The 24295-nt window shown below is 66.2% G+C and carries 21 protein-coding genes; 5 read left to right on the plus strand and 16 right to left on the minus strand.

Annotated elements, in window-relative coordinates:
• Positions 1-231: 231 nt before the first annotated feature.
• Positions 232-2403, plus strand: coding sequence for a PAS domain S-box protein (locus L6Q96_14580; GenBank protein ID MCK6555780.1), 2172 nt, complete (start codon positions 232-234; stop codon positions 2401-2403).
• Here L6Q96_14580 and L6Q96_14585 read toward each other — a convergent pair.
• The 8 genes from L6Q96_14585 to L6Q96_14620 form a co-directional block, all read right to left on the minus strand.
• Positions 2369-3823, minus strand: a complete 1455-nt coding sequence (locus L6Q96_14585) for a cell wall metabolism sensor histidine kinase WalK (protein ID MCK6555781.1) — start codon at positions 3821-3823, stop codon at positions 2369-2371. The genes L6Q96_14580 and L6Q96_14585 overlap by 35 nt on opposite strands.
• Positions 3807-4580, minus strand: a complete 774-nt coding sequence (locus L6Q96_14590; GenBank protein MCK6555782.1) for a response regulator transcription factor — start codon at positions 4578-4580, stop codon at positions 3807-3809. Before L6Q96_14590 ends, L6Q96_14585 begins: the two co-directional genes overlap by 17 nt.
• Positions 4581-4635: 55 nt before the next feature.
• The gene (phoU, locus tag L6Q96_14595; GenBank protein MCK6555783.1) at positions 4636-5253 is read right to left on the minus strand and encodes a phosphate signaling complex protein PhoU; all 618 of its coding nucleotides are present in this window, start codon (positions 5251-5253) and stop codon (positions 4636-4638) included.
• 89 nt (positions 5254-5342) lie between these two features.
• A complete protein-coding gene (gene pstB, locus L6Q96_14600; protein MCK6555784.1) occupies positions 5343-6068 on the minus strand; it encodes a phosphate ABC transporter ATP-binding protein PstB in 726 nt (241 codons plus the stop codon).
• A gap of 149 nt (positions 6069-6217) precedes the next feature.
• Positions 6218-7831 (minus strand): phosphate ABC transporter permease PstA, encoded by a 1614-nt coding sequence (gene pstA / locus L6Q96_14605; GenBank protein ID MCK6555785.1) that lies wholly within the window; start codon positions 7829-7831, stop codon positions 6218-6220.
• Between the two features lie 2 nt (positions 7832-7833).
• Positions 7834-10062, minus strand: a complete 2229-nt coding sequence (locus tag L6Q96_14610) for an ABC transporter permease subunit (GenBank protein ID MCK6555786.1) — start codon at positions 10060-10062, stop codon at positions 7834-7836.
• Between the two features lie 64 nt (positions 10063-10126).
• The gene (locus tag L6Q96_14615) at positions 10127-11101 is read right to left on the minus strand and encodes a phosphate ABC transporter substrate-binding protein (GenBank protein ID MCK6555787.1); all 975 of its coding nucleotides are present in this window, start codon (positions 11099-11101) and stop codon (positions 10127-10129) included.
• A gap of 291 nt (positions 11102-11392) precedes the next feature.
• Positions 11393-11542 carry a hypothetical protein gene (locus tag L6Q96_14620; protein ID MCK6555788.1) on the minus strand — a complete coding sequence of 50 codons (150 nt, stop codon included), beginning with the start codon at positions 11540-11542 and terminating at the stop codon, positions 11393-11395.
• A 76-nt stretch (positions 11543-11618) separates the two neighbouring features.
• Between L6Q96_14620 and L6Q96_14625 the strand changes: the two genes are divergently transcribed.
• The 3 genes from L6Q96_14625 to L6Q96_14635 all read left to right on the plus strand — a co-directional run bounded on the left by L6Q96_14625 (position 11619) and on the right by L6Q96_14635 (position 12716).
• Entirely contained in the window at positions 11619-11789 is a 171-nt protein-coding gene (locus tag L6Q96_14625; GenBank protein MCK6555789.1) for a hypothetical protein, read from the plus strand.
• On the plus strand, positions 11776-12153 hold the full coding sequence (locus tag L6Q96_14630) for a retropepsin-like domain-containing protein (protein MCK6555790.1): 378 nt from the start codon (positions 11776-11778) through the stop codon (positions 12151-12153). Before L6Q96_14625 ends, L6Q96_14630 begins: the two co-directional genes overlap by 14 nt.
• 365 nt (positions 12154-12518) lie before the next feature.
• Positions 12519-12716: a four helix bundle protein gene (locus tag L6Q96_14635; protein ID MCK6555791.1), complete on the plus strand. Its 198-nt coding sequence runs from the start codon at positions 12519-12521 to the stop codon at positions 12714-12716.
• A 276-nt stretch (positions 12717-12992) separates the two neighbouring features.
• Here the strand turns inward: L6Q96_14635 and L6Q96_14640 are convergent, their stop codons facing one another.
• The 8 genes from L6Q96_14640 to L6Q96_14675 form a co-directional block, all read right to left on the minus strand.
• On the minus strand, positions 12993-13472 hold the full coding sequence (locus L6Q96_14640; GenBank protein MCK6555792.1) for a winged helix-turn-helix domain-containing protein: 480 nt from the start codon (positions 13470-13472) through the stop codon (positions 12993-12995).
• Between the two features lie 28 nt (positions 13473-13500).
• Positions 13501-13977 (minus strand): biopolymer transporter ExbD, encoded by a 477-nt coding sequence (locus tag L6Q96_14645; GenBank protein ID MCK6555793.1) that lies wholly within the window; start codon positions 13975-13977, stop codon positions 13501-13503.
• 3 nt (positions 13978-13980) lie between these two features.
• Positions 13981-14592, minus strand: a complete 612-nt coding sequence (locus L6Q96_14650) for a biopolymer transporter ExbD (protein MCK6555794.1) — start codon at positions 14590-14592, stop codon at positions 13981-13983.
• Positions 14589-15191, minus strand: coding sequence for a MotA/TolQ/ExbB proton channel family protein (locus L6Q96_14655; protein ID MCK6555795.1), 603 nt, complete (start codon positions 15189-15191; stop codon positions 14589-14591). Before L6Q96_14655 ends, L6Q96_14650 begins: the two co-directional genes overlap by 4 nt.
• A 243-nt stretch (positions 15192-15434) precedes the next feature.
• Positions 15435-16232 (minus strand): TonB family protein, encoded by a 798-nt coding sequence (locus L6Q96_14660; GenBank protein ID MCK6555796.1) that lies wholly within the window; start codon positions 16230-16232, stop codon positions 15435-15437.
• Positions 16233-16346: 114 nt separating this feature from the next.
• Complete coding sequence (locus L6Q96_14665; protein MCK6555797.1) at positions 16347-16922, minus strand: hypothetical protein; 576 nt, start codon at positions 16920-16922, stop codon at positions 16347-16349.
• Between the two features lie 88 nt (positions 16923-17010).
• A complete protein-coding gene (locus tag L6Q96_14670; GenBank protein ID MCK6555798.1) occupies positions 17011-18762 on the minus strand; it encodes a hypothetical protein in 1752 nt (583 codons plus the stop codon).
• 75 nt (positions 18763-18837) lie between these two features.
• Positions 18838-20643 carry a hypothetical protein gene (locus L6Q96_14675; GenBank protein ID MCK6555799.1) on the minus strand — a complete coding sequence of 602 codons (1806 nt, stop codon included), beginning with the start codon at positions 20641-20643 and terminating at the stop codon, positions 18838-18840.
• A 498-nt stretch (positions 20644-21141) separates the two neighbouring features.
• Between L6Q96_14675 and L6Q96_14680 the strand changes: the two genes are divergently transcribed.
• On the plus strand, positions 21142-24081 hold the full coding sequence (locus tag L6Q96_14680; protein MCK6555800.1) for a TonB-dependent receptor: 2940 nt from the start codon (positions 21142-21144) through the stop codon (positions 24079-24081).
• Positions 24082-24295 lie beyond the last annotated feature (214 nt).

Raw genomic sequence — 24295 nt, forward strand, 5'->3', positions numbered from 1 at the left:
AGCCCGGGGGAAGGGCTCCTACTCGGGGCGAACGGGCTGGTTGTTCGCTTTGGGTTGCGGGCGGTAGCCCGCGCTGAGCCCCGTCGAAGGGGGTGCCTGCCTGGCACGCGTCCGCCTAACGTAATGACATCGATCCCGCCCCCCCCCTCACGCCCCCACGCCATCACGCCCCCAAGCCCCCGTCCCGCCGTTTCCCCACGGGCGCGTCGTGACGTATCCTTAAGCGTGGCCATGGTTGCTCCCCGCACCGCTGTGCCGGCGGAAGCGCCGGCGGTGTGGCCCGTGCTAACGCAACGGCACGTGGCGGCACTGACAATGGCGTTTGCGGCGGTCGTCGCCGGCATCTTGTGGTGGTCGGTCCGGACCGACTACCGGGCAGTCCTCGCGCTCTGGCAATCTCAGTTGTCGGCATCGGCGGAGTACCGCAGGGGATGGATGAACGAATGGCTGACCGAGCGCGGTGGCGACGCGCGCATGGTCGCAGGCTTCCCGACCGTTCGCGCCGCCCTCCAACAGCGGTTGGCCGGTGACAGACTCGAGCCACTGCCGCCGGCAGAGGAACGGCACCTGCGTGATGCCATCGCGACAGCGCTCGACGAACGCGTGGCCGGCGCCATTACGGTGATCGACCCGCAAGGCCGGGTCGCCTTCACGGTAGGGTCGGTCACCGTGCCGACGACGATCCTGACCGATCTGGGCGTCAACCCACCGGCGGTTACCGACGTAACCATCGACGGGCGTCTGCTCCTTATGTTCTCGGCGGCGGTGCGTGAGGAGAATGCGCCGAACGGCCGTATCATGGGATGGGTGCTGACGCTGGTCGATCCTGCCGTGCGTCTCTGGCCTTTGCTCATGGCCGAGGGCCTTCCGGTCTCGACCGGGGAGGCCCTGATCGTTCGCCGGCACGGGGACAGTATTTCCTATCTATCTCCGTTGCGCTTTGCCGAGCCCGGCAAAGTGCTGCGGCTGCCCGCGGACACACCGGGGCTCGCCGCCCGCGATGCAACCGCTGGCCGCAATGTATTCGGCGAGTTCAGCGACTACCGCGGCGAGCGCGTCCTGGCCGCGACGCGCGGGCTCGACGTTCCGGGCTGGGGACTGATCCGCAAGATCGACCGAACCGAGGCCTTTGCCACGTACAAGAAGGCCATACGGCGATCGACCGTGATTGCCCTCCTCGCCGTGGTGGCCTTCGGTGCCGGGATGCTTTCCCTCGGCCGCCGGCAACGGGCACGTGCGCTCGATGCCGAACTCCACCGGGAACGCCAACTGCGCGCCAGCGAGGCGCGGTTCCGGGCACTTTTCGACCACGCCGCGGTAGCGATCTGCATCGTCGACCTCGAAGGCAAGTTCGTGGAGGTCAACGATGCGCTCTGCAAACTCACCGGCGTTCCTCGCGATCTGTTGCTGGGCAGGTCGTTCATGGAACTCAGCCATCCCGACTACGCGGAGCGGGCGCGGCAGCGATTCGAGTGGCTGGTGCGTGGCGAGGCCGATTCGTACGCGGTGGAGAGGCCCTTCGTCGCCCCGGACTCCCGCGTCGTGTGGGCGCGCGTCTCGGCCGCGCTAATCCGGGACGGAACCGGGCAGCCGCGCTACGTCGCCGTCGTCCTCGACGACATTACCGGACAGAAGGAGGCCGCAGAGGCGATTCAGCGCATCAATGCCGAGTTGGAGGAGCGCGTCGCCCAGCGTACCGCCGCTCTGGAGGAAGCGAACGCCGAGCTAAGCGCCTTCAACTATTCGGTTTCGCACGACTTGCGCGCACCGTTGCGGCACATTGAGGGTTTCATCCGCATTCTCGAGGAGGACTACGCGGCCGCCCTCCCCCTGGAGGGCCGCCATTACCTCGATCGAGTCCGGGCCGGCAGCGTCCGTATCAACCAGCTCATCGACGCCTTGTTGCGACTGGTGCGCATCGGGCGGGCCGAGATGCAGCCACGCAGCGTCAACCTTACCGAACTGGCGCGGGCAACATTCGAAGATCTGCGGCAGCACGACAACGACCACGCGATCGACTTCGTCGTCGGGCAACTGCCCCGCGTATCGGGCGATCCGGTGTTGCTGCGCGAGTTGTTCGACAACCTCCTCGGCAACGCCATTAAGTTCACCCGCCCGGTGGTGCCGGCGCGCATCGAAGTTGGCGCCGAGCAACATAACGGCGATCGGGTCCTTTACGTGCGCGACAACGGTGTCGGTTTCGATCCGGACCACGGCGACCGGCTCTTTCGGGTCTTCCAACGCCTGCACAACGCGCAGGATTTCGAGGGCACCGGCATCGGCCTGAGCATCGTCAAGCGCATCGTCGAAAAACACGGCGGCAGGGTCTGGGCCGAATCGGTCCCCGGCAACGGGGCGACATTCTATTTCACGCTGCCGGAACCGGCGGAGCCACGCGATTGAGATCGGCGGCGGGCAGCGAGACGTATACCGTCGTGCCTTTGTTGACCTCGCTTTCGATCCAGAGGGCTCCGCGGTGCGCCTGGACGATGTGCTTGACGATCGCCAATCCCAAACCGGTACCGCCGAGCTCGCGCGACCTGGCCTTGTCGACGCGATAGAACCTTTCCGTAAGCCGCGGCAGGTCCTGCCGTGGCACGCCGACCCCGGTGTCGGCAACGCGGATTTCGATCCATGGTCCGCCGCCAACGTCGCGTACCGCCGGGGCGCCCGGGCCGGCGGGCTGCTCGACCGCCGCGGCACTGACCGTTACCGCCCCACCGGGACGCGAGTACTTCACGGCGTTGTCGATCAGGTTGACGAGAACCTGTTCGATGCGGTCCGCATCGGCGTTCAAGGGCGGCAGATCGGCCGGCACCTGACGCCGGATCTCCACGTTGCCCCGTTGCGCCTTCTCGCGCACCACCTCGATGGCCGCGTCGACGGCGGGGACCAGCGGCATCGGCCCGCGCTGGATCTCCGTGCGACCCAGCTCGAGGTCCGACAGAGTGAGCAGATCGTCGATGAGGCGACCAAGACGCTCCGAGTGCCGCTCGATCACGCGCAGAAACCTGTCCGCCAGTTCGGTGTCCTGCAGGGCGCCGCCGCGCAGCGTTTCCGCGTATCCGCGGATAGCCGTCAGCGGCGTGCGCAGCTCGTGCGACACGTTGGCCACGAAGTCGCGCCGGGTGGCTTCGAGGCGGCGCAACTCGGTAGTGTCGTGAAAGACGAGAATGAACAGCCGCGGCACCCCGCCGGGCTCGTCAATCGGCGTGGCGGTAACTTGCAGGTTCTCGCGCCCGGCACCTTCGAGGGTGATCTCCCGCATGCGGCCACGGCGCGTATCGCCCCGCATGACCTCGCGCACGAGTTCCTGGATGTCTGGATCCCGGGTCACGTTAATCAGCGGCTGACCGACCATGCTGCCGTGCGTCGACGCGGTGCCGAACAGCCACTCGGCGCGCTGATTCGACAACAGAATGGTTCCCAACCGATCGATGACGAGAACGCCCTCGACCATGCCCCTGAGAACCGCCTCCAGTTTGCTCTTCTCCTCGCGCGCCGATTCGAGCTGGGTCCAGAGGCTGTTAGCCGTGGCGAGCAAGCTGCGTTCGAGACGACTGACGGCGTCGTCCCCTTCGGGGGTCAGGGGCGGCGGCGGTTGTCCGGCCGCGATCGCGGCGGAAAACTCGGCAACTCGGGCCAGCCGCCGAGCGAGGCGCACGTACGCCCACAGAAACAGCGCCACCGCCGTCAGCGCGGCGACCGCAAAACCGGCGGCGGCGACACGTCCGCCGCGGAAATAGAGACCGACACCTACAACCGCGCCGACGGCGACGTACGGGAGCAGCAACCGCGCCGGGAGGCTACGAATGGAGGGCACGGTCGTTGAACTTGTATCCCACGCCGCGCACGGTGACGATCAGCTCCGGATGGGCATCGTCACGCTCGATGCGCGTCCGCAAGCGACGCACGTGCACGTCCACGGTGCGGGGTTCGACATGCGTCTCGTGCCCCCAGACGAGATCGAGGATTTGCAACCGATCGAAGACCCGGTTCGGCGATCGCACGAAGAAGCGCAGCAATTCGAACTCGCGCAGCGAGAGCTCCACCGATTTGCCGTCGACGAACACCTCGTACCTGTCGAAGTCGATGCGCAGTCGGCCTTTCTCGTAGACGTCCTGGCGACGCTCGACCTCGCCGCCGTACGCGCGCCGCAGCACCGCCCGCACGCGGGCGACCAGCTCGCGCGGACTGAAAGGCTTGGTAAGGTAGTCGTCGGCGCCCATTTCGAGGCCGACGATGCGATCGCTCTCCGCGGCCTTGGCGGTGAGCACGACGATGGGCAGGGTGGCGGTGGCCTCGTTGCCGCGAAGCTGCCGGCAAACGTCGAGACCCGGAACGCCGGGCAGCATGAGGTCGAGAATGACCAGCGCCGGACGCTCGCGGTTCACCGCCTGCAGGGCCGCCTCGCCGTCTTCGGCTACGGCGACGGCAAATCCCTCCTGCTCGAGATTGAAACGGACCAGCTCGCCGATATCCCGCTCGTCCTCGACGACGAGAATGAGCTTGCGGTCGCCGTCGGCACCGCGACCGGCCACCGAGGCGCCGACCGATCTGGAGCGGCTAACTGGCCTCATCACGGTTCCCGTGGCGGCGTCGCCGTCGCATGCGCAATCTCGATCGGGCCTCGCATCAGACGAACGGCGGCACCTGATCGAGGTGACGTATGCTCTTTCCCTTCACCATGAAGACGACCATCTCGGAGATGTTGGTGGCATGGTCGGCAATGCGTTCGATGTACTTGGCGATAAAGATCAGGCGCAGGCCGCGCGTCGTGGTGTGCGGATCTTCGATCATGAACGAGAGCAACTCGCGAACCAACTGATGGGTCAGACCGTCGATCATGTCGTCGTCGCGGCAGACCTTGAGGGCGAGATCGACGTCCTCGCGCACGAAGGCGTCGAGACTCTCGCGGAGCATCTCTTGCGCCACTTCGGCCATGCGGGGGATGTCGATGAAGGGCTTCAGTTGCGACTCCTGGTTGAGTTCGATCACCCGCTCGCACATATTGACCGCCATGTCGCCGATACGTTCGAGGTCGGCATTGATCTTCAAGGCCGTCGTTATCAACCGCAGGTCCCGGGCCGCCGGCTGGTGCAGGGCGAGGAGCCGCAGGCAGAGTTCGTCGATCTCGACGTCCATTCGGTTGACCGTGTGATCGCGGCCGATGGTCAGTCTCGCCAGTGCGTCGTCGCGCTCGGTCAGCGCCAGGACGGCGTTGGCAATCTGCTTCTCCACGAACCCGCCCATTTCGAGAATGTGCAGGTGCAGGCTCTTCAGCTCTTCTTCGTAGTGCGGGTCGGTGTGCTGGCGCGCTTCCACGGCAAACTCCCTTCGTATCATCCGAATCGGCCGGTGATGTAGTCTTCCGTTTCCTTCCGCCGCGGCGTCGTGAAGATCTGCTCGGTGGCGCCGAACTCGACGAGTTGCCCGAGATACAGGAAGGCGGTGTAGTCGGAAACACGTCCGGCCTGCTGCATATTGTGGGTAACGATAACGATGGTGTACTGCCGCTTGAGCTCGTGAATCAGCGCCTCGATACGCGCCGTGGCGATCGGGTCGAGCGCCGAGCAGGGTTCGTCCATCAGGATCACTTCCGGTTCGACCGCCAGCGCCCGGGCAATGCACAGCCGCTGCTGTTGTCCGCCCGACAAACCGAGCGCGCTCGCGTGCAAGCGATCCTTGACCTCGTCCCACAGCGCGGCGTTTTGCAAGCTCTTCTCGACGATGAGGTCGAGTTTGCGCCGGTCGCGCAGGCCGGCGATCCGCGGCCCGTACGCGACGTTGTCGTAAACCGACTTGGGAAACGGGTTGGATTTCTGGAAGACCATGCCGACGCGTTTGCGCAGGGTGGTAACGTCGACGCGCGGATCGTTGATGTCCATACCGTCGAGGGTTATGCGGCCGGTCACGCGGGCTCCGGCAATCAGGTCGTTCAGCCGATTGAAACAGCGCAAGAGCGTCGACTTGCCGCATCCCGACGGGCCGATGAACGCCGTCACCCGGTGCTTGCCGATGTCGAGGGTGATGTCGCTAATGGCGAACGTGCTGCCGTCGTAGGACATTGACAGGCCCTCGACCGCGATCACCGTTTGCGTACCCGCCGCTACCGCTCCCTCCGCAATCGCCGCCGGCGCCGCTGCGGCAAGGGGTCGGCGCAGGGTCGGTGGCATCATGATGCGGGCTCCGGTCACATTAGCGCTCATAAGTCCCCTCAGAACGTCGAGCCTGCCAATCGGCGCCGCAAGCGCCCTCGAATGACGATGGCGGTGAGATTGAGTGTAATGACGATGGCCAAGAGCAGCAACGTGGTGGCATACACCATCGGCTTGGCGGCCTCGACGTTCGGCGACTGAAAGCCGACGTCGTAAATATGGAAGCCGAGGTGCATGAACTTGCGGTCGAGGTGCAGGAAGGGGAAGTGCCCGTCGATCGGCAACGTCGGAGCGAGTTTCACCACGCCCGTAATCATCAACGGCGCCACCTCGCCGGCCCCCCGCGCCATCGCCAGGATCAAACCGGTCAGAATGCCCGGCAGCGCCGCCGGCAGCACCACCCGCCAGATGGTCTCGAACTGCGTCGCGCCGAGCGCCAGCGATCCCTCCCGATGCTCGCGCGGGACGGCCCCCAACGCCTCTTCCGTCGCGACGATCACCACCGGCACGGTGAGCAGCGCCAACGTCAGCGAAGCCCACAGTATGCCTCCGGTACCGAAGGTCGGCGTCGGCAGACGCTCGGGGAAGAACAGCGCGTCGAGGTTACCGCCCAGGAAGTAAACGAAGAAACCGAGTCCGAAGACGCCGAAGACGATCGACGGCACGCCGGCGAGATTGTTCACGGCGATACGCACGACCCGCACGATCGCACCCTGACGGGCATACTCCCGCAGGTAGAGGGCAGCCAGCACACCGAACGGAACCACGGCAACGCTCATGATCATCACCATCAGCACAGTGCCGAAAATGGCCGGGAACACCCCGCCCTCGGTGTTGGACTCGCGCGGGTCGGCCGATACGAACTCCCAGAGACGGGCAAGATAAAGCCGCACTTTCGCAGCGACCGACATCGAGTTCGGCCGGTAAGCCCGCACGATCTGCGTCAGCGGCACATCCTTCGTCTGTCCACCGGCGACGCTCATAACCACCTGGTCGACACGACTCTGGGCGACCAGCGTCCCGAGCTGCGCGTACTCCCGCTCGTACTCCGCGTCAAGCGCGCGCAGTCGCGCCGTAGCCGCCTCCACCGCGCCGCCGTCCTCACCGCGCTCGGTGGCCCGCTTGATGGCGAGACGGCTCTGTTCCATCGCGTAGTTGATATCGCCGATGGTGCCTCGCTCGATGCGACGAATGCGCCGGTTCAAGGCGTGAGCGGCGGGAAGGCGAGTCACCAGGGCGTCCCAGCCCGCGGCCGGGCCGGAAGCGACGACCTCGTCGCCGACGCGAACGTCCCGGACCATGCCGAACAGGTTACCCCACTCGCGCCGCTCCAGTACCACCGCATCCGCGGGGTACGCCGTACCGACGATGTCCCGTTCGTCCACCCACCGAAAGTCCGCCCCGGAGATGTCGCGGTTGCCGACTTGCACCTGAATCCGGTACGCCCCCGTCGCGCCGCCGTCGGCGGCCGGAATGGCCTCCCGGCCACGTACCTGTCCGATGACCGTCTGCCCGTCGCGCAAGCTGAGTTGGACGACGTCGTTCGGCCAGAAGAAGCCCAGGGCGCGCGTGAGCACCAACAGCAGCAGGGCGACGATCATGAGTAAGCTCGTCGCCAGCGCCCCACCGGTGAGCCAGATGAATGGATCCCCGCGTCGGATCAGGTTCTGCATGGTCAGAGCTGTTGGTAGCGCCGGCGCAGCCGCAAGCGCACCAGTTCCGCCACCGTATTGACGATGAAGGTGGCGATGAAGAGGAGCAGCGCGGTAAGGAACAGAACTCGATACAGGGTCCCGCCGTGCGGCGCTTCCGGGATCTCGACCGCGATGTTCGCCGACAACGTGCGCATGCCGTTGAAGATGCTCCAATCGAGCACCGGCGTATTCCCCGTTGCCATCAGCACGATCATGGTTTCGCCGACGGCCCGTCCGAAGCCGATCATCGTTGCCGAGAAAATCCCCGGACTCGCGGTCGGCAGCACCACTCGCACGGCGGTTTGCCACGCCGTCGCGCCCAGGGCCAGCGAGGCCGAGGTGAGATGGTTCGGGACGTTGGCCAGCGCATCCTCGGAAATCGTGAAGATGATCGGGATCACCGCAAAGCCCATGACAAAACCGACGATCAAGGCGTTCCGCTGATCGAACCTGACGTCGACGCTCTGGAACAGCCAGGTGCGAAAGTCGCCGTCGAAGAACCAGCGTTCGAGCAGGCCGTTGGCGGCCAGACAGATCTGCACGCCAATCAGGAGCAGGGGGATGACGACGAGCACTTCGGTTCCGACTCCGCACCGCCGCCGCAGCGCGAACGGCAGCCGGTGCCATACCGCCCCGAAACCGAGCACCAGGAGGGGCAGCACCAGCGTTGCCGCCAGCACGCCGGGCACTACCGGCTCGATCGCCGGGGCGAGCCACAATCCGGCCAGGAACCCGAGCACGACGCTCGGCAGCGCCGCCATGATCTCGACCGTCGGCTTGACGACGTGACGCAGCTTCGGGTGCGCGAACTGCGAAGTGTATACTGCCGCCAGTACCGCCAGCGGAATGGCGAATAACAGGGCGTACAGAGTGCCCTTGATCGTGCCGAAGAGCAGCGGCACGAGACTTAGCTTGGGCTCGAAGTCGTCGGTTCCGCCCGTCGACTGCCATACGTATTCGGGCTGGGAATAGCCCTCGTACCACACCTTGCCGAACAGCGTCTTCAGCGACACCTCGGGATGCGGGTTGTGAATGTCCCATTCGAGCGCGGCCCCGGCCGGGTTGACGGCCAGGGCGCCGTTGGCCTTCGGTGCGAAGGCCAACGTCGTGAGCGGCCCGAGCGGATTCTGCAGTTCGAGCAGCGTCGCCCCCGAAGTGGCGTGGCGCAAGACGACCTTGCCACTCGCGTCGGTGCTGAGAAAGCTGCGGCCCCGCGGCGAGGGCGCCAACGCGGTCACCGCCGCCACGTGGGGTTCGAACTCGTGCACCCGTTGCAGACGCCAGCCGCTCGGCCGGGCAGCATCCCGCACGGGAAACCAGACACTCACCTTACCGGAGGCGTCGCCGACGATCACCGATCGCCCGCCCAGCAAGTATGCCAGCGCGGTCACCGCAACGCCGGGGTTGGCCGTTGCCGCACGCGCATCGACGAGCACCGGCGCCGCCGGATTGCCGAGGTCCCAGTGATACAGGCGGCCGTCGGAAGCGCCTATGTACGCGGCGCTCCCCGGCGGGTCGACAACAACCGCCGTCGCCCGGCCACCACGGTCGAGCGGTAACGGTTGCCGCGTTTCCTTGCGCCGCACAGCCCCAAAAAGGTTGCGGCTTTCCCGCACGGCAAGCACTTCGGGGCCCGCCTCCGCGCGCGCGGTTACCGCCGTGATACCGGTGTCCCCCGGCACGCTCGCGGCCAGCAGATACGGCGTCTCGCCCTTCTCCGACAGAGTCCACGCCCCGGTTTCCTGCAAGCGCGGACGCACCGTTCGCCGGCCGGCGGAACGCACCACATCGAAAGGGATGCGCACGCCGAACAACTTACCGTCGTCGGTCGCGATCAGCAGATCGTCGATCCCGGCACGCGTCACCGCCGCTATGCGTTTCCCGGCCAGTCCGGGAAGCGGGGTTTCCTGCAAGACGGAGCGGTCGACCAGCGAGACGAAGCGCGCGACACCATCGCCGCCGATCAACTCGAGAACGTCGCGCGACTCATCGACCGCGGCCGCCAGCGGAGGCGCAGCACTGAACGGATCGAGGGTAGCTTTCACCCGGGCGTGCGGCGGGCGAAAAAGCGGCCACACTTCGGCCGCTATGAACACCAGAATCGCCAGAATGCTGGCGATGGTTGCCATGCCGCCCGCACGGACGAGCCACCTTGCCGCGCCGTCGGTAACCGCGCGACGGGTCCACCCCGCCGCAATCGGCCGTGCCAACCAGCGAGAATCTGTCTCGGCAGTCTGAATCGTGGGCTCCCGTGCCGGCGGCGGCGCCAGCCCCCTATTGGATCTTCTCGATCTCTTCCCGCGCTACCACCGCCGGCACCGGCAGGTAGCCATCTTTGATGACCACCGCCTGACCCTCCCTAGAAAAGATGAACTTGACGAACTCCCGCACCAGCGGATCGAGTGGTTTCTCCGGGTCCTTGTTCACGTAAACGAACAGGAAGCGCGCCAGCGGATACGTGCCGTCGTAGACGTGCTCCGGGGTCGCCGCCACAGCCGCCGCACCTTCCCCCGGCGCCAGCGCCAACGCCTTGACGCCCGAGGTCCGGTAGCCGATGCCGCTGTACCCGATCCCGGCGCGATCCCGCGTGACCCCCTGCACCACCGACGCCGACCCGGGCTGCTCCTTGACCTCGTTTCGGAAGTCGCCGTTGTTCAGCGCGTGCTCCTTGAAAAACCCATACGTACCGGAGGCCGAGTTGCGGCCGTACAGGCTGATCGGCATCGACTTCCAATCCCCCGTCAGGCCGACCTGCCCCCACGTAGAAATCGGCTCCTTGTACCCGAGACGCCGGGTCTTGGAGTACATCGCATCGACTTGCGGCATGGTGAGCGATTGCAGCGGGTTGTCCTTGTTGACGTACACCGCCAGAGAATCCAGCGAGGTCCGAAAACCGGTGGGTTTGTGGCCGAACTGGGTTTCGAAAGCGTCGATCTCGGTGTCCTTCATCGGCCGCGACATTGGCCCGAGCTGCGCGGTGCGGGCGATCAGCGCCGGCGGCGCGGTGCTCGACCCCTTTCCTTCGACCTGCACGCGGACGTTGGGGTAGAACTTGCTGAAACCCTCCGCCCAGTAGGTCATCAGGTTGTTCATCGTGTCGGAACCGATGCTGTTCAGATTGCCCGAGATACCGCTGACTTTCTGATACGGGGCGAGAGCGGGGTCAACTTCGATCGGCGCGTCCGCAGCCGCCGGCAACGGCAGGTGGAGCAGCAGCGCCCCGAAGAGCACCAGAAATTCGAATCGCATCAGGTTCTTTCCTTTGTCGTCGAGCACCTGACCCAGCCCGCGCCAGCTGCCGACAGTACCGCCGGCGCAGTTACAACGATCCGTCCGTACGTCCTTCCGACGCGCGGAAACCGACCACAGTCGACGAGCAGGGTACAGGATCAATGTTACAGCCACGTTACAATCAGGCTGCAACTCGGTTAACGGCTCGTAAGGGCGTATTGCCGTTAATGCGGCACCGTCATACCTGCCCGGTTTTACGCGGGTCGGATCACGACTACCTGCGGTAATCCCTGGCTTTCGATGACCAGATCAGGCCGATTTCACGCCCATGGCGTCGTTTTCGAGGGCAAGACCGGCGGGATATGCTCCCGCGTCCTCACGCAGGACATGGGTGTCCCCGATCGTCCCCCCGATCGTCCGCTTGCCCTTGCGCCGCGAAGGCGGTACCAGAGAGCACATGGGAGCGCCTCGCACGAAAGCGCCCAGGGGCACGCAGCAGCCGCGCGTCCCAACGGTACGGGCTGTCGAAGGAATCGTGCGGCGCGGGACCGTGCGCCTGCCCCCGGGCGCGGAAATCCCCGACGGAGCCCGTGTGTACGTGCTGGTTCCAGGTGAGGCACCGCGCGCCCGTATCTTCAGCCCGCGCTTGCGCCGTCCGGAAGAGGCGGCTGACTTCGAGATGGACATTACGGATGCCGCGGTATGACGCCGAGGCGTTTGCGCCGCCTGCGCCACTGGCTCATGTCTCGCTCACCAATGTGAGGCGCCGCCTCGCGTGCACGGACGTGCCAATGCTCACCGACAGCGGCGCGGACGTCACGCTCGTCCCCCGCAGCGCCGTCAGCCGGATCAAAGCGACCGTCGTTCCCGGAAGGGAGTACGAGTTGCTCGGGTTCGACGGGACGTCAAGCCGTGCACCAACGGTTCGTCTCGAACTCACCTGGCTCGGTCGCGCCTTCGTTGGCCGGTTTCTCCTCATCGACGACACCGTCGGGATCCTCGGCCGCAACATCCTGAACGCGCTGGTGCTGGTCCTGGACGGGCCGCACCTGCGCTGGCGTGCGCGGTAGTCCTGCACGGCGCCATCCTGGACCCGGAGCCGATCCTCCGCACAAACGCCCCATCCGGTGTCAGGGGACGATGGTACTCCTGGTGGTGAGCTTCGGCGTTCGCCTTCCACTCCGTACGCGTACTCGGCGAAGCGGTACACGTACTCGTACACGGACTGAGGGCACGCAGCGAAGAAATTGCACCACGAGCGGTTGGAAGTTCACGGGGACGTGGCCGTGTACGAGTACGTGAACGAGTACGAGTACGTGAACGAGTACGAGTACGGAGGAGAGGCCGGCTCGGCGGCGCGGCGCCTGAGACGCAGCGTTAGGCTTGATCGATCGGGGTCGGGGTCGGAATCGGCATCGGAATCGATGACAGCACGATGATCTTCGGCCACGAGCGACTTGAGGTATATCGCGCGGCCATCGAGTACGTTGGCTGGGCGTATCGGCTCTGTGAAGGCATCAAGGGGCAGCGAAACGCGAAGGAGCAGTTGCTGCGAGCATCGCCAGCGATCCCGCTGAATATCGCCGAGGGGAACGGCAAGGCGACCGACGGTGACCGCCGCCGGTATTTCTAGATCAAGCGGCTGCAGGCGACGGCGGTGCCGATGGCGGCCCCCCTTGCCGGTGCCGCTGCCGGTCTTCTCGGCGCTCATGCGCCGATCACGGTCAACGTCGGGAGCGTCGAGCAAAGCAACTCGCCGCCGTGGGGCGTGACGCGGACGGGGCTTTCGAGGCGCATCCCGAACACCCCAGGCACCACCATGGCGAGGAACGCCACCTCGACGGCATCCTCACCCGTATAAGTGGTCCGTCCGGGATTTTCGCATCGCCGGGTGCATGATCGACGTCAACTACCACCTCGGCACCGAGGCCGGGCTCCCGCCGTCCGGGGCGGGAGCGAGGGCTCGCTCGTTGAACTTGTAACCGACCCGCCGCACCGTGACGATCAGCTCGGGACGCGCCGGATCAAGCTCGATCAAGGCGCGCAGGCGCCGAACGTGGACGTCGATCGTTCGCTGGTCGATGGCGCCCTCGTCGCCCCAGATCGACTCGATGATCTGGGCCCGGTCGAATACCCGATTCGGCCATTGGACGAAGAAGCACAGTAACTCGAACTCGCGCAGAAAAAGCTGCGCCGCCCGGCCGTCGACGTAGACCTCGTAGGCGTCGAAGTCGATGCGCAGCCGGCCCCGCTCGTAGGGTCGCCGGGGGCGGTCGGGTACGCCGCCGTCCAGGCGCCGGCGTTGCGGCACGCGACGCAGGCGCTCCGATGGCGCCGCGAGCAGTTCCCGCACGGGCGGCACTCCAGTACGTCGGTCGTTGTCCCGCATGCCCACTCCCGGGCACCCGTCGCCCGCCTTACGACCCCGAGTCCCCGGCTGCTGCGGCGGGGGCGGGGGGATCCGCCTGCAACGCCGTAGTCAGCGTAGCGATCGTCACGGCACCCCCCTCGCGGGCCACGTCCATCGCCTGAACCGCGAACCCGTACGGGGCGTCATCGGCGGCATCGAAAAATAAGATGTGATCGTCGCGAGCCGCGAACATCCGCCGGAGCCGGTCCGAAAGTTCCGCCAGCGGCACTGCGGCGCCATTGACCTTGACGGTAGCGTCGGCCTCGACCCGCAACACCAGCGGCGGCTCCGGCTCGTTGGCAAGTTCCTTCTTCTCGATTTCCTGTTTCTCCTGCTTGGGCGTGTGGACCCAGAACTTCTTGTTGGCCAGCGGGGTCATCACCATGAAGATGATGAGCAACACGAGCACAACGTCTACCAGCGGCGTCACGTTCATGTCCGGCGCCGGCCCCTTGCCGCGCGCCCCGCCGACCTGCATGGCCATGACTCAGTTCTCTCCCGCGGCCGGTGCGGCCCCCGGTCCCGGCATGGCACCCGCCGCCGCTTCCGGCCCTGCACCACTCGACGACATCGAGGACTCGGACATGCCTGATGCGCTCGCCGCCGCGCCTTCGTCATTCGTGGTGCCGGGCGCCGCCGCGGACTCCTTTGCGGATACCATCACCGAGCCGCCTTCGCGGTGCTTCTGATTCACCACGAACGACATTCCCGGAAAGCCCGCCTCTTGCACCCGGTTCTGGAACTCGCGCACGTCCTTGTATTTCAGTCCGGCATCGGCCCGCACGACCAGCCGTCGCATCGGGTCGATAGCGCGCTCGGCGCTCAAGTGCTCGATCAGGCGATCGAGATCGTAGGCCTCGTCGTCAAGGTAGTACTCGCCCGCCTCAGGGATACTGACCTTGAACGGCTCGGCGATCTTCGCGTCCGGATCGGGGTTGAATATCTGCGGCAGGTCCAGCGCGATGTCCTTCTCGAGCTGCGGCGCCACGACCATGAAGATGATCAACAGCACCAGCACCACGTCGACCAGCGGCGTAACGTTGATGGTGGGCGTTACGCCGCCGGAGAGGTCGCACCTGCGGGCGAATCCGCCGGTCACGCCACCGCCTCGGCGCTATGGCGCGCCAGCCGTGCCGGGCGCGGCTCGCCGTCGACTCGGGCCGGCCTGTTGACCGGCACGGCGGGTATCGCGGCCAGGGCAGCCCTTTCCGCGAAATCGTCGACGGTGTCGAGCAGCTCCCCGGCGGAGTGGTTGAGCATGAGTTCCTCGGCCGCGATCTTTCCCGACAGATAGTTGAACGCCAGCACTGCCGGGATCGCTACGGCGAGGCCCAGGGCCGTCTCGACAAGTGCTTCCGAAATGCCGGCCGACACCGACGACAGGCCGCCCGAACCGGTAGCCGCAATGCCCTGGAAGGCGGTGATGATGCCGACCACGGTGCCGAGCAGGCCCACGAAAGGTGCCGTCGACCCGACCGTGGCGAGCACCGACATGCCGCGCCGCAGATCCGCTCCGACCTCCTCCATGAAACGTTCCAGATGCCGCCGCGTGCGCTCGACGGGCGGCAACCCGCCGACGTCCGCAGTGCGCGTCGCGTGCTGGTAGGTCGTCAGCCCGGAGCGGACGATCCGCGCCAGATGGCCGCGCTTATGCTCCTCCGCCAACTCGACGACCCTGTCGAACTGGCCGTGCCGCATGGCCTCGCCGATCGCCGCCGCAAACTTGCGCGACGACGAACGGGACAGGCGCAAAACGATCAGACGCTCCACCAACACGGTCAGAGACGCCAGGCCCATGATCGCCAGGACCCCGGCGATCGCCAGTGCCGGGGCACCCATGTGTTGCCAGATCTCTATCCAACTGAATGACATGCTCTCCCTCCTTGGCGCGCACACCCGACGGTTTCTGCCCTGGACGCCATACGGCTTCGTCGTTCGACTTCAGACGGTCAACTTGAACGGGATCTGGATGATTCGGTAGACGGTGATCGGCTGGCCCTGATAGCGCGCCGGCTCGTACCGCCACGTCTTCACGGCCGACAGCGCGGCGCTCACGAACGGCTCGTCGCCGCGCATCACCTGAATGTTGTCCTTGTCGATACTACCGTCGGCGCGAATGACGACCTTGAGGATGACCATACCGGTCTTGCCCGCCGCTCGCGCCTCTTGCGGATAAGCAGGCGGTGCGTTCGCTTCCACCGGCATCGGCGGCTCGGCATCCTCCGGCAGGGCGATAGCCCCGACTTGCCCGCCCGCCACACCGTCCGCACTACCCCCTTCGAGCCCCGCCGGATCGCCGTCCCCGGGTTCGCCATAAACCGCTATCCCCTTATCCTCGCTGGGGTCGGCCTCTTCAGGCACCGCTTGCGGCATCTCCTTCGGTGCCACCAGCTCCTTCGGCGGCGGCGGCGCCTCCAGCTTACGCACCTTCATGTCCCTGGGTATGACCGGAGCAGCGGCCGGCGGCGGCTTCGGCTTTTCGATCACCGGTTCCGGCGGCGGCGGTGGCGGCGGTTCCGGTTTGACCACCTTCTCGACGAAGGTGACGTCGACCGACGGCGGCGGGGCCACCATGTTCTTGGCCGCCGTTCCGACCACGGCCGCCGCCACAAGCAACCCGCCGTACAACGCCAGCGACGCCAACCCCGCGGCCATCCAGTGGCGCTGCACCTGGTCGGTACGCCCGTAACTGCCGAATGAACTGGCCGTCTCCTCCATAAGATCCGGTCGTAGCCTCAAGGTCCCGAACGTCGTTGCGATCCGGTGCGGTGGAGCCCCGACTAGCGGCCGAAGTATGCCATCGCCGCGCTACTGCGGAGTTACGGCAGTATGAAGAAACGATTACGCGTCGCCTCAATCGTCCCAGTTGAGGCCTATGAACTTATACTGCCCGTTCACGTCGACGATGGTGCCGCTGCGCAGCACGCCGGCACGGCCGTCGGCGTCGACCACGTCCAGCCGCAGTTTGCCGTAGGCCGTGTAGCCGGCGAAACCCCGTGGCTCCTTCGTGAAGCTGGGCGCGGTTCGCCGCAACACGTGACCGCCGAACTCGTCGAGCAGGGCCTGCATGAAATAGTCGCTGCGGGTTTCCAGGCCGCGCCACATGTACGCGGCCGACTTCGCCGAAGTGCCGCGCGGCGCCTGCCCGGGCGGAACGGTCCACGGCACGATGATCCCGAGGTACTCCTCTTCCGTCACCCGCAGGGCCCGCAACTGCTGCGGATCGTTTGCCGCCACGGCCGCCAGCAGTCGGTCGACCAACGCATCGATCGACGGCGCCCCGCCGGCAAGTGCGGGCGGGCGGGCGGAAGCACTCGGCGGCGTGGGCACGGGGGCGGCAAACGCCGGCCACGTCGCAACCAGCAGGCCGGCGATCGTCTTTGCCGTAGCAGGAAGTATCGCACGGACGGTTGTGCAGTGGTTTCGCATGACGCCTTTCACGCTCCTTAAGAATCCCCGGCCGGGGACGCGCAAACGCCCCCGGCCGAGGTCCTGACTCTACCGATGGATAACCCGACTACGAGTCGAAGTTGTTCCAGGGTTTGCTGAGCCAATCGCAATCGGCACCCGCACCCGTGCCGGCCACGCTGCAGGAAAGCGACGGGTTGAACGCGCCGACGTAGGCTGTGTCGACAAAGTTACCGTTGATCGCCGAGCAGGCGCCGCTGGTAACCGAGAACGCCCCCGGAGTAGCCAGGACCGTGTTGTAAAGCTCGCCGGACGCCGGGTAGCCGGCCGCACCGACGTTCGTGCCCAGACCGAGGTTCGTCTGCAGTCCACACCACGCCGAGGTGGTGCAGTTACCGGAGCCACCCGAGCAGTAGGTCGTCCCACCGCCACCGGTCGCGTAGATTACCGAGCTGCCGAGCGTCGTGTTGCCGGTCAGCACGGGTCCGGCGCTGCAAGCCGCCGCCGTGGTGTCGGCGTCGTTCAGATTCACGCCCTCGTTCTTGAATCCGGTAACGACGAAGTTCGCCAGATTCCCGGCGCTGCCGCGGCGCAGGATGATGCCGCGGTCGTGTCCGCCTGCCGTCGACCCGACCAACGTCACGTTGCACATCTGCGGGCGCGACCGCGGCAGGTCGTTGAAGCCGAACTCCGAATTGTCGGCCTCGATGCCACGGCTCTGGCTGCTGCCGGCGGAGAGGTTGCCGCCGCTGTGGACGTAGAGGCCGAACTGCATCGCTCCGGTGAAACCGAGCTGCCAGTCGAAACCGTCGTCGCCGCACTCCGAGGCCACGAGGTGATCGGTTTCGACGGTGCCCCCGAACCATTCGATGCAGTCGTCGGCGCCTTTGTGCGCGTGCACGTAGCTCACGCGCGTACCTGACCCGACGCCGTTGAGCGTGAAGTTGTTCAGCTCGTTGTCCGGGGTGAACAGGCGGCCCGCGAACTCCACGCGGGCGTAGGTCACGATCCCCGAGTTATCGTCGGTCACGCAGCCGCCATACTGAAAGGGCAGCCCTTCCGCCTCGTTCACGCATCCGGGCCGGTTGACCGTCGAGCGGCCGTTGAGGTTGAGTCCGCCCCAATCGTTGGCGGCCCGCGGCGCGTTGTTGCTGGTGAAGACGATCGGTTCCGCTTCCGTGCCGATGGCGACGATGCGCGCGCCCGGAGCAATGACAAGGGCGGGTACCCCGACCGCGGTTGTGTCGCCGACAACCTGGGTGCCTTTCTCGATGGTGAGCACCGTCGTCGCCGCCGCAGCGGCCGGCGTGGTCACCTCGACAGTATCGGTCAGCATGACGCGGCAGGTCGAAGGCCAGACCTCGCTGGCGGTGATGTCAGCCGCGATCTCGATCGAGGGGCAGTCGGTCTCGTCGACGCACGCCGCACCGGAGCGGCTGCCGCCAACGCAGGTGCCGGACGAGCAGGTTGGCAGCGTACCGGTGCACCCGGCACGGTCCGATCCGACCGAGGCGCCGGCCGGAGTGTAGTCGATCTGCAGACCGGCCACGAGGCGGACGAGCACCGCCAGGTCGTTGTTTATCTCCGTCGTTGTGTTGCCGTCGCCAAAGGTGTCGCCGCAACGAACCGACGGCGACGACCCGGTAATGACACTGCCGAGGCCGGCGCCGCCACACAGCGTCGCCGCCGCCGGACTGCACGTCCCCAGTGCGCAACTCGTTAGAATCGTCACGTCCCCGGCGGTCACCGCCCCGTCGTTGTTGAGGTCCGCTGCCGGCGACACTTGTGCCGGCGCCGCCGCCGCCCAGAGGACGACGGCGCAGGCACCGGCCAGTGCAAAAAGGATTCTCGTCGACTTCATGATTTCGTGTCTCCTTCGTTCGGTTGTCCGAAAAACAGGTCTACAGGACACTCGCACCATCTCGCGCTCGCGCCGTTACGGCGTCACCGCCGTCACCGAGCAGGTCGCCGAGAAGACGCTGACGCCTCCGGCGGCCGAGGCACTCTCGACGCGGCAGTTGAAGTCACCCGGGACGGGCAGCGGTGCCGCCCCGCAGCGCTGCAACGCGATGTCGAACAGGCCAGGAGCGCCCGGCGGCAGCGGCGTCGGCGGCACGTCGTTGTCGACTATGACATTGCGCAGGGCGTAGTTGAGGTCGTTCGGCGTGAACGTCGCGTTGTTGCCCGGAATGAGGGTGATGGCATTCTGCACCGCGGCCTGGCTGCCGGAGCCCGGAATGGCCACCGCTGCTTCGGGGTAATCGAGGTAGATGCTGAGGGCGGTCACGTCCATGCCCCCGGGAACGGTGAAGGACACGGTCGCCGTGGCCGAGCCGGTCACCGAGCAGGACTCGATGCTGCAGTCCCCCGGGCAAGCGTCGCCGTCCACCACGTTGCCGTCGTCGCAGGTTTCACCCGCGTCGATCTTGCCGTTGCCACAAAGCGCGTTGAGCTCGCCCGGCGTCGGATCGTCCGCGGCCACCGCAACCGCATCGAGAACGATGGCCTTGTAGTCGACGAGGCAGGCGCCGCAGTTCGCCAGGTCCTGAACCGTCGCGATGAAGTCGTAGCAGCTCGGCGTCGCACCCGGCGGGTCGACGTTCGGGCAGGACAGTGGTGCGCCGATGGCGTCCGGCGCGATGTCGTCCCCGCCGCCGAAGGCCTTGTCGTCCCCGCCGCACGCCTTGGCGATGCCATCGAGGAGCTTGGTCCGGGCCTTGTCGATCTTGCCGGTGGCCTTGGTGTCCGGGCACGAGTTCGGGGCACCGTCCTTCAGTGCGTTCTTCTGGCATCCGGCAAGGGCTTTGCGGTGCGCCGAGAGGAACTTCATGCCGTTCTTCCCGATTGCCTGCTTGCACTTCTCGAGCGCCTTATCCGTCGAAAGCGGGGAGAGGCTGGCGTAGAAATTGTCGACCACCTGATCCACGCCGGTTTCGCTCACGCACTTCACGCACGTGTCGATGTCCGCCAGGGTCGCCAGGGCGTTGTTGCAGCCGGACTTCTCGATGTCCGGGCACTCGTCGGCCACGCGGCCGTAGGCCCCACACCCGTTGGAGATGTCGCAGTAGTTGTTGCCCGGGCAGTCCCCGGAAGTCGTACAGGCGTTGCCATCGTTGGTCCCGCCCAGACACACCTTCGATCCACACGTGGATCCCGGGCAGTCACTATCCGTCGTGCAGTCGTTGCCGGCATTCCCGCCGCTAACGCACGTTCCAACGCAACCCGAGGGACACAGGCCGGTCGTGCTTGCCTCGCTCGTGCAGTTGACGCCCTGGCCCTCGCGGGTCCCGTCCAGGCACTTCCCCGGACAGTCGGCGCCAGTCTGACAGCTAAGTCCGTCCCGCTCGCCCTCGTCGCACGCCGGAACGCGGCCGGCCCAACCGATGGCGCTCAGTGCGAGATCGTCGCCGCCGCCAAACGCCTTGTCGTCGCCGCCGCACGCCTTGGCGAGCGCCCCGGCCCGTTTCAGGTCGGCCTTGGCAATCTTGTCGATCGTCTTCTGGTCCCCCGGCGGGGCCACGGTGGCATCGCAGACGGTGGTCACCGCCAACTTGCCCTTCACCTTCGCCTCTTCGCACTTCGCCAGCGTCTTGGCGCGCGCGTCCTCGTACTTCTGCGCCGCCGCCAAAATCGACTGCTGGCACTTAACCGGATCCGATGCGGCCATCGCCGCACGCGCCGTCACCAGGTTCGCGGCCATCAATGCCGCGACTACGACGAGCGCCTTTCGCGTTCTCAACATGCTGTGATACATGATTCGGTCTCCTCCCGTTGGTCGCGGGCGCCACCTCGGCACCCGCTGGGTTGGGGACCCGCCGCGTAGTTACGCACTCCCCTGCAAGGCTGCGCGGCGGGTACTGCTCCTCTTAACTCCCAATCGATCGTCCCTCTTACCGCCCTCGTATCGTGCGGACGGACCTTCACCCCATGAGGCATCCGCGCTCGTCCTTGATCCCCTCCGTAAGCTGTCGACTGCGGTCGATCCTCCGTCGAACATCTGCATCCTGCGCGACGCCTCCCGTGATACCCCGGATCGGCTACGCGCGGGTTGCGGCTTCGTTACCGTTCGGTAACTGCGGCGAGGGTCACGCAACCTTCACCGCGGTGTAACCCCCCTGTAACCCCGCCCGAGTATCAAGTGCCGCGTCGCCGGCAAGGAGCGTCAAGAGGGACGCGACCACCGCCGACCGTTTGCCCTGGAGCCATTCGCGTGCGCTGTGAAACGACGCTTCCGCGCCTCATGGGTGCGCTTGTGACCCCGCTGACCTTCCTGACCCTGGTCACCGTGTTCGCGGTCCGAACTGCATTCGCCCAGGCGCAGCCTGTTGCACCGACGCGCGCCCCCCGACCGCCGGCGACCGCCCCGGCGGCGGCGCCCACCGCCCGGCCTTCGCCCTCCGGCGCAGCGCCGTCCACTCAAGGTACCGTCCAGGGGCGTGTCCTCGACAAGAGCACCGGCGATCCGATCATCGAGGCGGGCGTCGAAGTCGTGCAGACCGGCAAGCGCGTGCGCACCGATCTCGACGGCAAATACTCGTTGCGGCTCCCGCCCGGCACGTACGAACTGCGGGTCTTTGCGCCGTTATATGTTGGGACCCGCCTCCAAAACGTCGTCGTAAAGCCGAACCTGACCACCGTCGCCGACACCAACCTCAAGCCCGAGGCCGGCGCCGGGGTCGAAGTCGTCGAGGTGGTCGCCGAAGCGAAGAAGGCGGCGGAAGCCACCCAGCTCCTCGAGCGCAAGGCCAGCGATGTCGTCGAAGACAACATCGGTGCGCAAACCATCGCCAAGTCGCCCGATTCGGACGCGGCGGAAATCGCGACCCGGCTGCCGGCCGTGACCATCGAGGACGGCAAGTTCGTCTACGTACGCGGCCTGAGCGAGCGCTACAGCTACGGCCTGCTCAACCGCAGCCGGCTGCCCAGCACCGACCCCAATGTCCGCGTTGTCCCGCTCGATCTCTTCCCGGCCGACTTCATCGACGCGCTGTCGGTGGTCAAAACGTACTCGCCGGACCTGCCCGGCGATTTCTCCGGCGGCCTCGTCGACATCACCCTGGAAGAAGCGCCGGACCGGCTGACCTACGGCGGCGGCTTCACGCTCGGCTTCAACACCAACTCGACGTTCCAGGACTTCCTGACCTACCAGGGCAGCTCGCTCGACTACTTCGGCTTCGGCTCCGGATATCGGGCCCTGCCCGCTATCATTCCGAGCGATCCCAGGGTCATTCGCAGCCAGGCCACGCAGGCGCAGGATCGCGTCTACGCGTCGGCGTTCCGCAATATCTGGACGCCGCAGACGATGGCCGCGCCGCCGAACTTCCGCCTCCAGGGTTCCGTCGGTAACAAATGGGGACCACTCGGCGGGACCGTCAGTGTGACCTACGGCACCAAGTACGTTAGCCAGCCGAACACGGTCGATCAGGTCATGCAGCAGCCGGGCACCGGCGGCACGATCGAGTTGCGGCAAAGCTACTCCGGCCCCGTCGATACGTTCAGCACCAATCTCGGCGCCTTACTAACCTCCGGATACGACCTCAGCACCAGTCATCGGCTCGGCTTCCGGACCTTCGTCAACCGCAACACCAGCGACCAGACCGCCGTCCAAACCGGGTTCGATACGCAGGACAACGGCCTCGACTCGACTGCCACGTCTCTCGAGTACACCGAAGACCAACTCGCCTTCGGGCAGCTTACCGGCCGGCACCGCTGGGACTGGCTATCGCTCGATTGGCGCACCGCGCTATCGCAAACGACCGAGCAGGCTCCGGACAACCGTTACTACCGCTACGCCTTTGCGCCCGGAGCGGTCCCCGCGCTCGACATCCAGGGCGCGTCCGGCCGCAGCCCGACGCGCACGTTCCTCGATCTCGACGAGTACCTCACCGACTCGGCCATCGACGCCGACCTGCCCTTCAAGACCGCGTTGCCGTACACCGACGTCTGGCGCGGTCTGGATGCCCATTTCCGTTTCGGTCCGGCCTACATGTACCGCGATCGCAACGTCAACTACCGCGTCTTCGTCTACGACAACGGCCCGAATCTCTCGAATTCCGGGATCGATCTCTCCAGGCGACCCGAGGCGGTGCTCTGGGGGACGAACCTGGGACCGCTGGTCGGCCTCAACGACCTGAGCGGGATCTGTTCCCCCTCCAACCCGCAGGCCGGCTGCCAGAACTTCGAAGCCTCGCAAGAAGTGGCCGCATTCTACGGCCTGCTCGAACTACCGCTGCTGCAGGACGTCCTCCGTCTCAATGCCGGCGTGCGCACGGAGTACTCCTACATCCGTGCCAAATCGGCGCGGCAGACCAACCTCAACAACCTCGATCCCCTGCCCGGGGTGAACCTGATCTGGTCGCCGCGCACCGACATGACACTGCGCGCCGGCTACAGCCAGACCGTATCGCGACCCGATTTTCGCGAACTCGACCCGACGCTTTACATTACCAGGCCCGGCGACCCGCCGACCGAGGGCAACCAGGATCTCGTCTCCGGCAGCATCGACAGCTTCGACCTGCGATGGGACTGGTTCTTCTCCCCCGTCGAGCTGGCCTCGATCAGCGTGTTCTACAAGGACCTCGCGAACCCCATCGAGGACGTGCTGAACACGAAGAGCAGCAGCACGGTCATTACGTTTGTCAATGCGGAGAGCGCCTCCCTCTATGGCGCCGAGTTCGAAGTGCGGAAGAACTTCGGATTCGTCGGCCCGTGGGCCGCGCGTCAGGACTACACTCGCTGGTCGGCGCCGTACTTCGCCAACCTCAACCTGAACGTCAACGTCTCGCTGATCGACTCGACGGTCGACATCTCGCCCGACGCGCGCATCGACATCACCAACCGCAACCGCCCACTTCAGGGGCAGGCGCCTTACACGATCAACGCGAACCTCGAATACGACTTCGGCGAGCGCGGTATCGGGCGGCTGCTCTACACGACCGCGGGCCGCTCGATCGCCTACGCCGGCGTGAACGGCCTCGACGACGAGTACCAGGAACCGCGCAACCAGCTCGATCTCGTCCTGCTCTGGCGCTTTCGGGCGCTCGACATCCCTCTCACCGGCAAGTTCAGCGTCGAGAACATGCTCAACGATCGCTACCTCGACACCCAAAACGGCTTCATCACCAGTCGGTTCCGAACCGGCGCCACGTTCAACGTTGGTCTGTCGTATCTCCTCAACTGATCGCGCCCACACCGTCACCCACAGGAGGAACCCGTTCATGCACAACCAGGCTCGTCGCACTCGCTCAGGCTGGCTCGTCAGAAGCGGCTGCGCTCTCGCCGTGCTGGTAGCCGGTGCCACCCTGGCACGCGCCCAATGCACGGGGGACTGCGGCGGCGACCGCGAGGTCACCGTCGACGAGATCATCACCATGGTAAATATCGCCAACGGGGCT

It is taken from the genome of Candidatus Binatia bacterium, from assembly GCA_023150935.1.
Classification (GTDB): domain Bacteria; phylum Desulfobacterota; class Binatia; order HRBIN30; family HRBIN30; genus JAKLJW01.